The organism is Marinobacter mobilis (assembly GCF_900106945.1).
GTDB lineage: Bacteria > Pseudomonadota > Gammaproteobacteria > Pseudomonadales > Oleiphilaceae > Marinobacter > Marinobacter mobilis.
The window spans coordinates 37,526-52,091 of record NZ_FNNE01000007.1 but is presented as its reverse complement, the minus strand read 5'-3'; the positions used below and the strand labels follow the sequence as shown (position 1 = coordinate 52,091).

Here is a 14,566-nt window from a genome sequence, read left to right as displayed (position 1 = left end):
GCGCGATATTGTAGGGAGCGGCCCGCGCTGTCGCAAGCGTCTGACCGCTATAAGGTTATGCCTTCAACATCTTTTTAAGCTCGTAGAGCTGGTTCAGAGCGTCTCTCGGGGTCAGATCATCCAGATCAAGAGAGCTCAGGGTCTGCTCGACTTCACTGGGCTCCAGGCTGGAAAACATGTCGCCCTGGAACGCTGGGCTGTCCGTCACCGGAGCCGCTGCCAACACGGCTGCCTGGGGCTCACGGCCGCTTGCAGCGGGTGTGGCAGAGCCTTCCAGCTGACTCAGCTGGGCCTTGGCATTGAGAATGACGCCCTGGGGAACGCCGGCCAGCTTGGCCACCTGCAGGCCGTAGCTCTGGCTGGCGGGGCCGTCGTGGACGTTGTGCAGGAACACAATGCTGTCGTCGTGCTCGGTGGCGGTGAGGTGGACGTTGACCGCATGGTCCAGATCTTCGGCCAGTTGGGTCAGCTCGAAATAATGGGTGGCGAACAGCGTGTAGCAGCGAATGTTGCGCGCCAGGTGATCGGCCGTCGCCCAGGCCAGGGACAAACCGTCGAAGGTGCTGGTGCCGCGGCCGACTTCGTCCATCAGCACCAGGCTGTGTTCGGTGGCGTTATGGAGAATGTTGGCGGTTTCGGTCATTTCCACCATGAAGGTGGATCGCCCGCCGGCAATGTCGTCCGACGAGCCCATGCGTGTGAAAATCCGGTCCACCGGCCCGAGCACCGCCCGGTTGGCGGGCACGTAGCTGCCGGTGTACGCGAGCAGGGCTATCAGGGCAGCCTGGCGCATGTAGGTCGATTTACCGCCCATGTTTGGGCCTGTGATCACCAGCATGCGGCGTTTGTTGTCCATCAGCAGGTTGTTGGGCACGTAGGGCTCGCTCAACAGTTGCTCAACCACCGGGTGCCGGCCGTCCTCGACGTCGAAGCCAGGTTCATTGCGAAATTCAGGGGCGCAGAAGCGAAGGCTGGTGGCACGCTCGGCGAAGTTGGCCAGAACATCCAGTTCCGCCAGTGCCTGGGCGGTATCCTGAAGTTGCGCCAGGGTGGCTGCCAGGGTTTCCAGAATCTCGTCATAGAGCGCTTTTTCCCGGGCCAGGGCTCGGCTTTTGGCGCTCAGGGCCTTGTCTTCAAAGACTTTCAGCTCCGGAGTGATGAATCGCTCTGCATTTTTCAGGGTCTGGCGACGGATATAGTCCACCGGAGCCTGATCTGACTGGGCCCGGCTGATCTCGATGTAGTAGCCGTGAACCCGGTTGTAGCCCACTTTGAGGGTACTGATGCCGGTGCGTTCGCGCTCCCGGGTCTCGACGTCGAGCAGGTACTGACCGGCGTTTTCGCTGATGTTGCGCAGTTCGTCCAGATCGCTGTCGAAGCCGTCACGAATCACCCCGCCATCGCGAATGACAACGGGGGGATTGTCGATAATTGCCCGTTCAAGAAGGTCGGCGTGGTCAGGGTATTCGCCAATGGTGGCAGCCAGACTGACAATGTGACGGGTGCTGATCGGGGCCAGCGTCTTCTGCAGTTCCGGTAACGCCGCGAAGGCATCGCGTAGCCGGGCCAGATCCCTTGGGCGGGCGGAGCGCAGGGCGACCCGGGCCAGGATCCGCTCCATATCACCCACGGCCTTGAGGGCGTCGTGTACCGGTTCGTAATAGAAGCCTTCCAGCAATGCTGAAACCGCATGCTGGCGCTGCTCAACCGTATGAATGTCCCGCAGCGGACGGTTCAGCCAGCGTCTCAGTTGCCGTCCGCCCATGGCTGTGGCGGTACGATCCATCACCCAGGCCAGGGTATGCTGGGTGCCCCCCATCAGATTGGTGTCGATTTCCAGGTTACGCCGGCTGGTGGCGTCGAGAATCACAGCCTCGTCGCGGCTTTCCCGGGTCAGCTTACGAATGTGGGGCAGGGCAGTGCGCTGGGTTTCGCGGGCGTACTGCAGCAGGCACCCGGCGGCACAGATCGCCAGGCTCAGGTCTTCGCAGCCGAAACCGGTCAGGTCGCGTACTTGCAACTGCTGGGTGATCACTCGCATGGCGGTGTCGGACTCAAACAGCCAGGGGCCCTGGCGACGAATGCCGGTAAAACCGTCAAGTACTTCGTCGTAGGGAAAGTCCTCGCTGATCAGGATTTCCGCCGGGCGCAGTCGCTGCAACTCACCCCGCAGTTCCTCCAGGCTTTCTAGTTCAGACACCGCAAAGCGGCCACTGGAAATGTCGAGGGAGGCAAAGCCGAAGCGCTCGCGGTGGCTGAAAATGGCCGATAGCAAATTGTCACGACGGTCTTCCAGGAACGCTTCATCACTGAGGGTCCCGGGAGTAACAACCCGGACCACCTGGCGCTCCACTGGCCCCTTGCTGGTGGCCGGGTCGCCAATTTGCTCACAGATGGCAATGGATTGACCGGTACGTACCAGACGGGCAATGTAGTTTTCTGCTGCATGATAGGGAATGCCAGCCATCGGAATCGGCTGGCCGCCGGATTGGCCCCGGGCGGTCAGGGTGATATCAAGAAGATCGGCTGCCTTTTTTGCGTCGTCATAGAACAGCTCGTAAAAATCCCCCATGCGATAAAACACCAGTTCATTGGGGTGTTCCCCTTTGATCTTGAGGTATTGCTGCATCATCGGGGTATGCTTGGGGATGTCTTTCTGAGCTGCTGACATGAAGGTGTCCGGTTTTGGTGTCTGTTTCGCGATCTGCGATTGTAAGAAAATTGAGCCCGGGATGAAACGAAGGAGAGCAGTATGTCGGTTACGGATAGTCAGTTGAAAGCGGCCGGTTCTGAACTGGCCATGGCCCTGATGCGACGAAAACTCTGGATAACCACCGCGGAGAGCTGCACCGGAGGCTGGGTGGCCAAGGCTCTGACTGACCGCCCGGGTTCGTCGGAATATGTTCACAGTGGACTTGTTACCTACAGTAATGATGCCAAGCAGCGGCTGCTTGGCGTTCGCGGGGAGACCCTGCAGGTGCATGGAGCGGTGAGTGAGGCCGTGGTAAGGGAAATGGTAGCCGGGGCCCTGGCAGCCACCGGAGCGGACGTGGCGGTAGCCATCAGTGGTGTTGCCGGACCCGGCGGCGGCAGTGTGGAGAAACCGGTGGGCACGGTGTGGTTTGCCTGGGGGCGGGGGCCGGAGGACATGGTCGCATCGCGGATGCACTTCCATGGTTCCCGCGACGACATTCGCCGAGAGGCTGTTTTGTACGTACTACAAGGGGTTAAGAACTTTCTGGCGGATTGAATGCCGGTGGGGGTTGGTCTCTGTTTTGGGTTGTGTTTTAATACTGTGCAAATATACAGTTTAATGCTGGGCGGTACGGGTGAATTTCCGCCGTTCAGCGGATAAATGTTTCGGGTTTGATGACCTTAAAGAGGGCATGGCAACAATGGAAGACAACCGTAAGAAAGCACTCAGCGCAGCTCTGGGCCAGATTGAACGCCAGTTTGGCAAGGGCGCCGTCATGAAGATGGGCGATCAGCCACGGGAAGCGATTCCGGCAGTGTCAACCGGTTCCCTGGGACTGGACGTAGCGCTGGGCATTGGTGGTCTTCCCTATGGTCGTATCGTAGAGATCTACGGCCCGGAGAGTTCCGGTAAGACCACTCTGACCCTGCAGGTGATTGCCGAGGCTCAGAAGCAGGGTAAGACCTGTGCCTTCGTTGATGCCGAGCACGCGCTGGATCCGATCTATGCTGAAAAGCTGGGCGTCAATGTTGACGAACTGCTGGTGTCCCAGCCGGACACGGGTGAACAGGCCCTGGAAATCGCCGACATGCTGGTACGCTCGAACGCCGTGGATGTCATCATCGTTGATTCCGTGGCGGCGCTGACGCCGAAGGCGGAAATCGAAGGCGAGATGGGCGATTCCCACGTGGGTCTTCAGGCTCGACTGATGTCTCAGGCTCTGCGTAAGCTGACCGGCAGTGTCAAGCAGGCTAACTGTCTGATGGTGTTCATCAACCAGATCCGTATGAAAATTGGCGTGATGTTCGGCTCTCCGGAAACCACCACCGGTGGTAACGCGCTCAAGTTTTATGCATCCGTGCGTCTGGACATCCGCCGCATCGGTTCCGTCAAGGATGGTGACGAGGTTGTGGGTAACGAAACCCGGGTCAAGGTCGTCAAGAACAAAGTCTCGCCGCCGTTCCGTCAGGCCGAGTTCCAGATCATGTATGGTAAGGGCATCTACCACATGGCCGAAGTGCTGGACATGGGGGTGAAGGAAGGCTTTGTGGACAAATCCGGTGCCTGGTACGCCTACAACGGCGACAAGATCGGCCAGGGCAAGGCCAACGCCTGCAAGTTCCTGGAAGAAAACCTGGATATGGCCCACGAAATCGAGGCTAAGGTACGCGACAAGCTGATGCCCAAGCCGACGCCGAAAGAAACTGAGGCCACCAAGCCCAGTGAAACGACAGGCGAACTGCTGTAAGTTTGTGATACTGCCACCCGGGAAAATGACTGCTTCCCGGGTGGCGATTGTAAGTGATCTCTTCAATCCCCATGAAGCTCCAGCATCGGGAGTTCGTCATGTCCGACAAACGGCAGCTACTCATTGTTGCCCATGCCCCGTCGCCGAATACTCTGACCCTGCGCAGTGCTGTTGCTGATGGCGCCCGCCATTCCGACCTTGAGTCGGTTGAAGTCAAGGTGCTTTCTCCGTTGGACGCTGGCCCTGACGATGTTCTCGCCTGTGATGCCATCATTCTCGGTACCACCGAAAATCTGGGTTATATGAGTGGGGCCCTGAAGGATTTTTTTGACCGGAGTTACTACCCCTGCCTGGATAAGACCCAGGGCTTGCCCTTTGCCTTCTATATCCGTGCTGGCCATGATGGAACAGGAACCCGGCGCGCCATAGAGTCCATCACCACGGGCCTGCGTTGGCGTCCGGTTCAGGATGCATTGATTTGCCAAGGTGAATACCAGCGCGAGTTCGAGAACCAGTGCCGTGAACTGGGGCTTTATATGGCGGCGAGCCTGGACGCCGGACTTTTCTGATCAAACAGGGCCTCTAAGTCCCTCTATCTGTTGAGGCTCGAACAGCACAATCTGTTCCCGGTGAACGCTGAGAAGCTTGCGCTTGTCCAGTCTTGTCAGCACACGGCTGATTGTTTCCGAGCGAAGGCCCAGATAGTTGGCAATGTCATTGCGACGCATGAACAGCCGCAATTGGGTGTCTGAGTATCCGCGCCGCTTCTGCTTTTTCGCCAGCACCCGCAGAAACTGCAGGATCTTTTCTTCGGCACAGAAACAGCCCGTGGACTTATATTCCTGCCACAATGGCTGGCTTAGCATTTTCATGAACTGCTGCAGCAATTCCGGCACCTCAGCGAGAGATTTCCGCAGGGGGCTGTAATTCTGGTCTGGTGCAGGCGATCAGTAGGCGGGCGACCGACTGACGGTGTCCAGGCCCCAGCGGAACAGGGCCAGGGCGATCAGCAGGGCGCCTTCAACCCTGGAAATCCGCCATCCAGAGCGCATGAATATCAGCGCGACTATCACCATGACGATGACCGCCAGCAGCGATAGCCGGGCCATGGGGTCGGTGCTGATTGGGTGAATCATACCCGCCAGGCCAAGAACGCCCAGTATATTGAACAGATCGCTGCCGATAAGGTTGCCGGCGCTTAACGAATAGTGACCCCGTATCACCCCCGCCAGACTGGTGGCCAGCTCGGGCATGGAGGTTCCGGCGGCGACTATGGTGACGGCGATTACCCAATCGCTGATGCCAAACCGGGTGGCAATAGTGACGGCGGAGTCGACCATCAATTGCGAACCCGCCAGCACCAGAACCAGGCCAAAACCAAAGGTCAGGCAGAGCCGAGGCACCGTCGACGTTGGGCGCTGCCCGGCCGGCCTGCTGGCTTGGGCTTCTGCCATCATGGTTCGGTCCTGCGTGTGGATCAGGTGCCCAAGGTAGCTCAACAGGATCAGCAACATGACGGCCGCTTCGAAACGGCTCAGGGTCAGGTCGGTACCAACAAACAGCAGCAACAGCAGCGAGGCGGCCACCAGGATCGGTCCATCCCGCCGAACCAGCGTGTTGTTGGTGGGAATGGACCGTATCAGGGCACACCCTCCGAGGATGAAACCCAGGTTGAAGTTGTTTGAGCCGACAATATTGCCGAGGGAGATGTTGCCTTGTTCTTCCAATGCCGCGGTGACCGTCACCGCAAACTCGGGCAACGAGGTGCCCAGGGCGACCACGGTAAGGCCGATGACGAGCTCGGAAAGCCCGAGGGACGTAGCCAGCTGGGAGGCCGAGGCGATGGCCACCTGGGCGCCCTTGGCAATGATCAGGGCGGCCACGACCAGTAGGGTGCTGTTGAGCCAGAGTGGCAAGCTAGCAAGCAGGTTGGCAGTCATAGTGTGGCCCGGGAAGGCTCCTTGGTAAAGGCTCAGTTGCGTGCAGTCCAGACCGATCAGAGCGGGTAGACACAGAGTTTCCAGGTGGCACTGCCGAACAGGATGCGTTTGACGGTATTTTGGCCGGAGTGCCCGACCATCTCGATGTTGACGCCCGGCAGTTCAGTGGCCCGGAGCCGTTCATCGGCGGCGTCGTCTGATGGGGTGTTCATGGTGCAGATCCTCATCATCAGGGGTTATGGAGCTGCTTAATGGTCATCCTGTTTACGGTTACCGGAGACCGTCGGGAAATATCGGAGTTTCGAGACTTTCGCTGGCCCAAGGCAGTCTTCAATGGCTTGCTGGTGCAGGGTTTCTTCCTGCTCAAGACGGGTAATCAGTGTTTCCATTTGCGGCTGGTGGGTGCGAATCAGTTCCATGGCCACCGCCTGGGCCGACAGCAGCAGCTTTTGCACGGCGTCATCAACCACCTCGGCTGCATGCTCGCTGTAGTGGCGGGGCTGGGCGATTTCGCGGCCAAGGAAGGGGTGGCCCTCGCTGGCCCGCAGGTCAACCGGTCCCACCTCGTCTGACATGCCCCAGCGGCTCACCATGGAACGGGCCAGACCTGTGGCCTGATGAATGTCGTCGTCAGCACCGGAGCTGACGGTTCCCAGCAGGGATTTCTCGGCAGCGCGACCGCCCAGCATGACCGCGAGGCGATCCCGCAGATACTCCTCTGAGTAGGTGTGCCGCTCTTCGATGGGCAGCTGGTGGGTGCCACCCAGCGCCTGCCCCCGGGGCACAATGGATACCTTGTACAGAGGGTCGGCGTTAGGGAGGAAATGAGCGACCAGGGTATGGCCTGCTTCGTGTACGGCCAGGCGGTGTTTTTCCTGAGGCGAAATCACCAGACTGCGGGCGGTACCGAGAATGATTTTATCCCGGGCTTCGTCAAAGTTTGCCATGGTCACTGTCTTGGCCCGGCTGCGGGCGCCCAACATGGCAGCCTCGTTCACCAGGTTCTTGAGATCGGCGCCGGAGAACCCGGGGGTGCCAGCAGCGATTTTCTCTAAGTCGACGGTGGGATCCAGCGGTACATGGCGGGTATGGACGGCAAGGATGTCGAGGCGGCCACTGAGGTCGGGCAGGTCGAGGGTGACGTGACGGTCGAAGCGACCGGGCCGAAGCAGGGCGGGGTCGAGCACGTCGGGGCGGTTCGTGGCCGCCAGGACGATGACCGCTTCATGACCACTAAATCCATCCATCTCAGCCAGTATCTGGTTCAGGGTCTGCTCCCGTTCATCATGACCACCCCCAAGGCCGGTGCCGCGGGTGCGGCCGATACTGTCCAGTTCGTCGATGAAGATAATGCTGGGTGTGTTCTTTCTGGCAGATTCAAACAGCTGGCGCACACGCGATGCGCCCACGCCGACAAAGACCTCAATGAACTCCGAGGCCGAAATTGGATAGAAGCGAACCCCGGCTTCTCCGGCCAGGGCGCGGGCCATTAGGGTTTTACCGGTTCCGGGTGGGCCCATCAGCAGAATGCCGTGGGGAACTTCGGCGCCAAGGCTGCGGAATTGTTCCGGATTCCTCAGGAACTCGATCAGTTCCTGCACCTCCTGCTTGGCATTGTCTTGACCGGCGACATCATCAAAGGTGGTGTCGGGTATGTCGCCCTTGATTTGAGCCTGCAACTGTTTGCTGAAATCAAACGGACTGTTGCTGCCCCCCATCTGCCCCATGGTCCGTCGTGACAGCCAGAAGAAGTAGAGCAGCAGGAGTATCCAGGGCAGAACGGACAGCAGGGCCGTTAACAGAGAATGTTCGGCGTCGAGGACCTCGAGGGTCACATTGTGGGCTTCAAGCTGATCCAGCAGGCGGTCATCGCCGCTGGCGGGCATGCGGGTCGAAAACTCGCTGTAACCGGTATTGCTCTCATCCAGAAACTGGGGATCCCTGAATTCGCCACGAAGGGTGTCACCCTGCATTTCGACACGGGTTATGGCGTCGTCGGTAAGATAACTCTTGAAGGTGCTGTAGGGCAGTTCCGCTACCGAGGACTTGTCCGGGCTGTTGAGCAGGTACATGGCTACGAGCACAACCCCCAGCATCATCCACATCTGGGTCCAGTTGAACAGGGGCGGTTGAGGTTGTTCGTTTGCCATGGCGTTTTCCCTCGCATCAGACACCCTCATTCTTGGTCATTCAGGGCAATCAGGCAATGACTCAGCGCAAGTCCTGTCACGAGCTGGCAGCCGCAGAGGGCCAAATGGGGCGGGGAGGGTCCGGAGGATCAGCTGACGTAGCGGTTATAGATGCCTTCAATCCGCGAGAGCGCGTTATCGACGGCGCGGGAATAGCTGCGCATGGACACGAAATTGGTGAACTGGATGCTGACCCGGAACCCGGCCTGATAAGGGTAGCAGTCGATAACCCGGGCGCGAACGTTGGCTTCGGAAATGTACTTGCCGTGAAAATCGAGGAACAGCCGTGAGCCGGGTTCTACCGGACGCGGTGACAACAGCCCCATGCCATAGCGGTTCATGTCGAGGCAGCAAACCGAGATCGGCTTTCTGTTACGCCCGAAGAACCCCCGCTCCCTGAGGTTCACTTTCAGGCATTGCGCCGCAAAGCGCTCCTTGATTCGGCGATCGGCATAGTCCGGCATCATGGGTGCGTATCCATACTGGGTCTTATGATTGTTATGGCTCCGGCTGCTGCTGCCATCATGGCGCAGGGGGAGGGACCGAAAGTGTAGTGCCGCGGTTGCTGGCTTAAAAATGATCAAGTGCCGGAGTGAGCGGTGCGTCACAAAAAATAGGTGCATCAAGCACCTATTTTGTCAGATCAGGCCTTTGCGTCGAGCAATCGTCCCCGCCGGTCTTCCAGGGGCGCCGATTCGGCTGTTTTGGGGTCCAGCAGCAGGGGGCGGCGGCGGGTTTTCCGCTGCCGCTGGTCGGGCCCGTCGAAGGGCTCCTGACGGCGTCTCCGGTCGGGCTGGCGACGGCGGTCCGTGTTTGCCTGGCTGGGTGGGGCCTTGGCCTCATCGCTGGGCGGCGTCCGGTTGTCACCCTCTCTCCGGGGACGGTCCAGGGCAGCAACAGGCTGGTAGGTATTGCGATAGATATCCACGTAAATACATCCTCCCGATGGCCGAGGCGGTAGAGTCCGGCGATCGACCCCGTTGGTTCAGCTGTTTCTATATTTGGTCATTATATCGGCAATCTGTGCGGAAACTTGAGGGAGGGCGAGACAGCAGCCATGGCAAAATCTACAATGAACACCGTTCAGCGTGATAAACCCTTGATTATTGCGCTACTCTTTTACCATTAATCCACCATCGTCGCCGTACAGGAATTCAACTTGAAGGCATTGCCCTTGCAACGGCTGTACAAAGCCTGCGTCCTAAAAGAGTTTCCATTCAGAACCACCCGTCAGCTTGAGCCGTTGGCAGAAATTGTCGGTCAGAATCGTGCCCAGGAAGCGGTCCGTTTTGCGCTGGCGATGCCCCATGGTGGTTACAACGTCTACGCCGTCGGTCGCAACGGGCTGGGCAAGCGAACCATGATGTTGCGCTACCTTGAGCACCATGTGGACACCCGACAGCAGGCCCACGATTGGTGTTATGTCGCGAACTTTGAAGAGCCGCGGATACCCAAGGTACTGAAACTGCCGGCGGGACGCGGCAACCAGCTTCGCCAGGATATGGAAAAGCTGATGGCGCGACTGATGAAGATGGTGCCTCAGACCTTCGACAGCGACAATTTTCTCGAGCGTGCCTCCCAGCTCAAGGAAGATTTTGCCGAGCGCCAGGAAAAGGAGCTGGGAAAAGTGGCGGATCAGGCCCGCCGCAAGAACATCAACCTGACTGTTACTACCCCCGGTGGGTATCGCCTGGTTGCGATGAACGGTGATGAACCTCATACCGCAGAAACCTTTGAGGCACTCTCCGAGGCCAAGCGCAATCAGTTCGAGCGGGAAATCGACAAGCTTGAGAAGAAACTGCGGCAGGCGGTACGCAAGGTGGCTGACTGGGAACAGGAATACGCCGAACAGCAGCATGCCCTGAACCAGGAAACCCTCGAAGGGATTTCTGGCCACCAGATTGACGAGCTGACAGCCCGTTACGGTGAATTTGAAGACGTGGTGAGTTTTCTGGAGGCGGTGCGCCAGGACCTGGCAGACAACCTCGATATTTTCCTGGAGGAAAACGACGAGCAGGCCGCCATTGCCTATGCATCGCTCGACAAGAAGCTACCCCGGCGCTATCAGATCAATGTCCTGGTGCACCAGAAAAACAACGAAATGCCAGTGGTGGTCGAAGACAACCCGACCTACCACAACCTGTTTGGCTACGTTGAAAATGTCACCTTCAAAGGGACTGTGTTCACGGACTTTTCCCTGGTTCGGCCCGGCAGCCTGCATCGCGCTAACGGTGGTTACCTGCTGATGGACGCGATCAAGGTGCTGGAGCAACCCTTCGTCTGGGATGGTCTCAAGCGGGCATTGCGCTCGAAATCCATGCAGATCAACTCTCTTGAGCGGGAAATGACGCTATCAGGCACGATCTCCCTGGAACCTGAGCCGATTCCGCTGGATGTCAAAATTGTATTGTTTGGAGATCGGGAAACCTGGATGTTGCTGCAGGAATACGACTCCGAATTCTCCGAGCTGTTCCGGGTTACCGCGGATTTCGAGAATGAGATGGTCCGCACGCCCGACAGTCAGTTGCTGTATTCCAAGTTCATTGCCAGCCTGGTGAAGGAGAAGAATCTGCTGCATTGTGATCGCCGTGCCGTGGCGAGGGTGATCGAACACAGTGCCCGTATGGCAGAGCACCAGGACCGGTTGTCGCTGCATGCCGCCGACATCGCGAACCTGCTGCGGGAGTCCGACTACTGGGCCCGCCAGGAAAACGCCAGCCTGATTTCCGCTGAACATGTGGAGCAGGCGCTGACCAGTGCCCAGTACCGCTCCAGCCGAATCCGTGACCAGCTCTATGATTCGTTGCGCGACGGTACCACGTTGATTTCCACGTCTGGCAAGACGGTGGGTCAGGTGAATGCCTTGTCCGTCATGTCGACCGGTGGTTTTGAGTTCGGCATGGCAAACCGGGTCACCGCCACCACTTATTATGGCGGCGGCGATATCATTGATATCGAGCGGGACGTCAAGCTCGGCGGTAACATTCACTCCAAGGGCGTGATGATTCTCAGCGCCTGGCTGGCTGCCCACTTCGCTGTCACCGATCCGATGCACCTCTCGGCGAGTATCACCTTTGAGCAGAACTACGGCGAGGTCGATGGTGACAGTGCTTCGCTGGCGGAACTCTGTGCCCTGTTGTCATCGCTGTCGGGGGTGCCGATCCGGCAGGATCTGGCCCTGACCGGTTCGGTGAATCAGTTTGGTCAGATTCAGCCTATTGGTGGTGCCAACGAGAAAGTGGAAGGCTTCTTCAAAACCTGTCAGCTCACGGAATTCACCGGAACCCAGGGTGTGCTTGTGCCTTCGACCAATGTCCAGAATCTGATGCTGGATGCCGAGGTGTTGCAAGCGGTTCGGGAGCGTCGCTTCTCCATTTATTCGGTCTCGACCGTGGAGGAGGCCGTTGCCCTGCTGATGGGAAAACAGGCGGGGGAGCCCGACAAGAAAGGGCAGTATCCAAAACACAGTGTTTACGGCCTGATCCAGCAGCGGCTGGATGGCATGCGTGAACATGAGCGGCAGGAACATGCGGCCGCCTCTGCATCCTCAGACAGTAAACAGTAACAGCCATCCTTGACCATGGTTCTTCGTGGTCTGGCAAATGGAGAGTGGAGCATGAGTGACATTCAGCAAACGGTGTATGTGGTAGAAGACGATGAAGCAGTCAGGGACTCGCTGGAACTGCTGTTGAAGTCAGACAACAAGGCTGTGGCGACCTTTGAGAATGCCACTGCGTTCCTGAAGGCCTATTCCGAGGAGATGGCCGGTTGTATCGTTCTCGATATCCGTATGCCGGGCATGGATGGCCTGGAGTTGCAGAAGAAACTCAATGAACGCCATTCCATTCTGCCAATCATCTTTGTCACCGGTCATGGTGATGTGCCGATGGCGGTGGACGCGATGAAAGAAGGCGCTGTCGATTTCATTCAGAAGCCCTATCGTGAAGAGGCGTTGCTGGAAAAAATTGAAGTGGCGCTGGCCGAGGATCGTGAACAGCGCAAGAGCCTGGGTGAGCAGCAGGAAATCCTGAAGCGGATCAAGACGCTTACTCCCAGGGAGTCTGAGATCATGGAGCGGATGATCGCCGGGCAAGCGAACAAGGTGATCGCGATTGAGCTTGAAATCAGTCAGCGTACGGTTGAAATCCACCGTTCTCGGGTCATGCACAAGATGGGAACTCACTCCCTGGCGCATCTGGTCCGGATGGTGTTGTCCGTAAAGGACCGTATCGACGCCAGCTAGTCTGGGCGGGCATCATGCGATTATGTATTCAACTGGCTGTGTATCCATGAGTGAACAGGTCTGTGCAAGTGCCGACGCAACGGTGTTGCTGGTCGATGATAATCCCCAGAATCTGAAGGTTCTCTATGAGACCCTTAAAGACAAAGGGTATCGTCTGCTGATCGCCAACGACGGCAACAAAGCGCTGACCCTGGCCCGGCGCGACCGGCCAGAAGTCATCCTGCTGGATATCATGATGCCGGAACTGGATGGCTATCAGGTCTGCCAGCAGCTAAAGGCGGATCCGGTAACGGCAGACAGTGCGGTGGTATTTCTGTCCGCGCTGGACGATGTCGAAGCCAAAGTCCGGGGCTTTAACCTGGGCGGGGCTGATTACATTTCAAAGCCCTTCCAGGCTGAGGAAGTGATTGCCCGGGTTCGTACCCACGCCAGTGTCATACGGCTTGAGCGCCAGCTGCAGCAGCGTAACCGGCAGCTGGAGAGCGACCAGAGCCGAATTCTCAATGCCATCAGTGAAGGTATCTACGGGCTCGATGCCAGTGGCACAATCATCTTTGTCAATCCCGCTGCCGAAGCCATCGTCCGGAGTCCTGCGAATCAGCTGATCGGCTCAAACTTCTTCGATACCCATTGCCGTGAATGCGGCCATCAACCCGATGCCGAGCTGGATCTCCCGGTACAGGCAACCTGTCGCCTGGGGAAGCCGGAATTCCGTCGTGGTGTTGTTATGATGCGACCCGATGGCACGGAGTTCGCGGCGGAATATCGTTCATCCCCGAAGCTTGAGGGTGACACCCTGATGGGGGCGGTGGTGGTCTTTCGGGACATTACCGATGAGCTCGCGCGGGAGTCTGAACTCGAAGCCGCTCGTGAACTGGTGGAAAAGCAGCGTGAACAGCTGGCCCATGCCTCTCGTCTCTCCACCGTAGGGGAGATGGCCGCAGGCTTTGCGCATGAAGTGAACCAGCCGCTGACCGCAATCACCAACTATTCCCGGGTGGCCATGCGGCTGATCGATTGTGATGAGCTGAATCTGTCACTGTTGCGGGAAACCCTGGAGAAAACCGAGGCTCAGTCCCACAGGGCCAGTGAAGTCATTCGCCGCATCCGTCAGTTCGTCAAGAAGCCCGTTACCGGCAAGGAAGTGGTGTCGGTGGCCGCCCTGCTGGAAGAGACCCGGCAGTTTGCCGAAGTGGATGTGCGGCAAAACGGGGGCGAGGTGATGGTGTCGGTGGCGGACGGCGTTGAACGTGTTCTGGTAGACCCGGTGCAGGTTCAGCAGGTAGCGTTAAACCTGATCCGAAACGCTCTGGAAGCAACCCGTTCGGGGGAATCGTCGGCACCGGTTGAGGTCACGGCAAGCCTTTGCGGTGCAGACTTTGTGCGGGTCGAAGTGACCGATCGCGGGACAGGATTGCCCGAGGGAGCTGAGGAAAAACTGTTTCTGCCGTTTTATACAACCAAGCCGGAAGGCATGGGCATTGGTTTGCCCATGTGTCAGTCGCTGATCAAATCCCAGGGTGGTGAGATAGGCTTTGAGCGGCCGGAGCAGGGAGGTGCCCGTTTCTACTTCACGCTGCCCGTTGCGAGCGCGGCTGATGCTCTGGCGGGCCCTTCAGTAGTCATCCAGTAGGCCTCAGAGCGCTTTTCCTTGGCGCTCTCTACTCGACCCCCCCCCTCGCACTCCTCGAAACCCTGTCATACCGTCTTGATATCGATTCAAAAGCCCGTGCAAGTGGGTTGCACAGGCTT

General features: G+C 58.4%; 12 protein-coding genes. 6 read left to right on the top strand and 6 right to left on the bottom strand.

Annotated elements, in window-relative coordinates; genetic code table 11:
- Positions 1-55: 55 nt before the first annotated feature.
- Positions 56-2,671, bottom strand: a complete 2,616-nt coding sequence (mutS, locus tag BLV11_RS11810) for a DNA mismatch repair protein MutS (protein WP_091814271.1) — start codon at positions 2,669-2,671, stop codon at positions 56-58.
- 81 nt (positions 2,672-2,752) lie between these two features.
- On the opposite strand from mutS, the gene BLV11_RS11805 reads away from it, so the two are divergent.
- The 3 genes from BLV11_RS11805 (at position 2,753) to BLV11_RS11795 (ending at position 5,011) form a co-directional block, all read left to right on the top strand.
- Complete coding sequence (locus tag BLV11_RS11805; protein WP_091814267.1) at positions 2,753-3,250, top strand: nicotinamide-nucleotide amidohydrolase family protein; 498 nt, start codon at positions 2,753-2,755, stop codon at positions 3,248-3,250.
- 145 nt (positions 3,251-3,395) lie between these two features.
- Positions 3,396-4,442 (top strand): recombinase RecA, encoded by a 1,047-nt coding sequence (gene recA / locus BLV11_RS11800; RefSeq protein ID WP_091814264.1) that lies wholly within the window; start codon positions 3,396-3,398, stop codon positions 4,440-4,442.
- A gap of 98 nt (positions 4,443-4,540) precedes the next feature.
- Positions 4,541-5,011, top strand: a complete 471-nt coding sequence (locus BLV11_RS11795; protein WP_091814854.1) for a flavodoxin family protein — start codon at positions 4,541-4,543, stop codon at positions 5,009-5,011.
- Here the strand turns inward: BLV11_RS11795 and BLV11_RS11790 are convergent, their stop codons facing one another.
- The 5 genes from BLV11_RS11790 to BLV11_RS11775 form a co-directional block, all read right to left on the bottom strand.
- The gene (locus BLV11_RS11790) at positions 5,012-5,314 is read right to left on the bottom strand and encodes a helix-turn-helix domain-containing protein (RefSeq protein ID WP_139173234.1); all 303 of its coding nucleotides are present in this window, start codon (positions 5,312-5,314) and stop codon (positions 5,012-5,014) included.
- 75 nt (positions 5,315-5,389) lie between these two features.
- Entirely contained in the window at positions 5,390-6,382 is a 993-nt protein-coding gene (locus tag BLV11_RS11785) for a calcium/sodium antiporter (RefSeq protein ID WP_091814257.1), read from the bottom strand.
- A 56-nt stretch (positions 6,383-6,438) separates the two neighbouring features.
- Positions 6,439-6,594, bottom strand: coding sequence for a hypothetical protein (locus BLV11_RS18330; RefSeq protein ID WP_175528345.1), 156 nt, complete (start codon positions 6,592-6,594; stop codon positions 6,439-6,441).
- A gap of 36 nt (positions 6,595-6,630) precedes the next feature.
- A complete protein-coding gene (ftsH, locus tag BLV11_RS11780) occupies positions 6,631-8,532 on the bottom strand; it encodes an ATP-dependent zinc metalloprotease FtsH (RefSeq protein WP_091814253.1) in 1,902 nt (633 codons plus the stop codon).
- 128 nt (positions 8,533-8,660) lie between these two features.
- Entirely contained in the window at positions 8,661-9,038 is a 378-nt protein-coding gene (locus BLV11_RS11775; protein WP_091814251.1) for a PilZ domain-containing protein, read from the bottom strand.
- Positions 9,039-9,730: 692 nt separating this feature from the next.
- On the opposite strand from BLV11_RS11775, the gene BLV11_RS11765 reads away from it, so the two are divergent.
- The 3 genes from BLV11_RS11765 to BLV11_RS11755 are packed head-to-tail and all read left to right on the top strand — an operon-like array spanning position 9,731 to position 14,447.
- A complete protein-coding gene (locus BLV11_RS11765) occupies positions 9,731-12,136 on the top strand; it encodes a Lon protease family protein (protein WP_091814244.1) in 2,406 nt (801 codons plus the stop codon).
- Positions 12,137-12,187: 51 nt separating this feature from the next.
- On the top strand, positions 12,188-12,814 hold the full coding sequence (gene fixJ / locus BLV11_RS11760) for a response regulator FixJ (protein ID WP_091814241.1): 627 nt from the start codon (positions 12,188-12,190) through the stop codon (positions 12,812-12,814).
- A gap of 46 nt (positions 12,815-12,860) precedes the next feature.
- Positions 12,861-14,447 carry an ATP-binding response regulator gene (locus tag BLV11_RS11755; protein ID WP_091814238.1) on the top strand — a complete coding sequence of 529 codons (1,587 nt, stop codon included), beginning with the start codon at positions 12,861-12,863 and terminating at the stop codon, positions 14,445-14,447.
- Positions 14,448-14,566 lie beyond the last annotated feature (119 nt).

Bases quoted from the DNA above. Each gene is read 5' to 3' on its own strand.
- mutS (WP_091814271.1), bottom strand. From the start codon at position 2,671: ATGTCAGCAGCTCAGAAAGACATCCCCAAGCATACCCCGATGATGCAG.
- fixJ (WP_091814241.1), top strand. From the start codon at position 12,188: ATGAGTGACATTCAGCAAACGGTGTATGTGGTAGAAGACGATGAAGCA.
- BLV11_RS11755 (WP_091814238.1), top strand. From the start codon at position 12,861: ATGAGTGAACAGGTCTGTGCAAGTGCCGACGCAACGGTGTTGCTGGTC.
- BLV11_RS11795 (WP_091814854.1), top strand. From the start codon at position 4,541: ATGTCCGACAAACGGCAGCTACTCATTGTTGCCCATGCCCCGTCGCCG.
- BLV11_RS11790 (WP_139173234.1), bottom strand. From the start codon at position 5,314: ATGAAAATGCTAAGCCAGCCATTGTGGCAGGAATATAAGTCCACGGGC.
- recA (WP_091814264.1), top strand. From the start codon at position 3,396: ATGGAAGACAACCGTAAGAAAGCACTCAGCGCAGCTCTGGGCCAGATT.
- BLV11_RS11775 (WP_091814251.1), bottom strand. From the start codon at position 9,038: ATGATGCCGGACTATGCCGATCGCCGAATCAAGGAGCGCTTTGCGGCG.
- BLV11_RS18330 (WP_175528345.1), bottom strand. From the start codon at position 6,594: ATGAACACCCCATCAGACGACGCCGCCGATGAACGGCTCCGGGCCACT.
- ftsH (WP_091814253.1), bottom strand. From the start codon at position 8,532: ATGGCAAACGAACAACCTCAACCGCCCCTGTTCAACTGGACCCAGATG.
- BLV11_RS11785 (WP_091814257.1), bottom strand. From the start codon at position 6,382: ATGACTGCCAACCTGCTTGCTAGCTTGCCACTCTGGCTCAACAGCACC.
- BLV11_RS11805 (WP_091814267.1), top strand. From the start codon at position 2,753: ATGTCGGTTACGGATAGTCAGTTGAAAGCGGCCGGTTCTGAACTGGCC.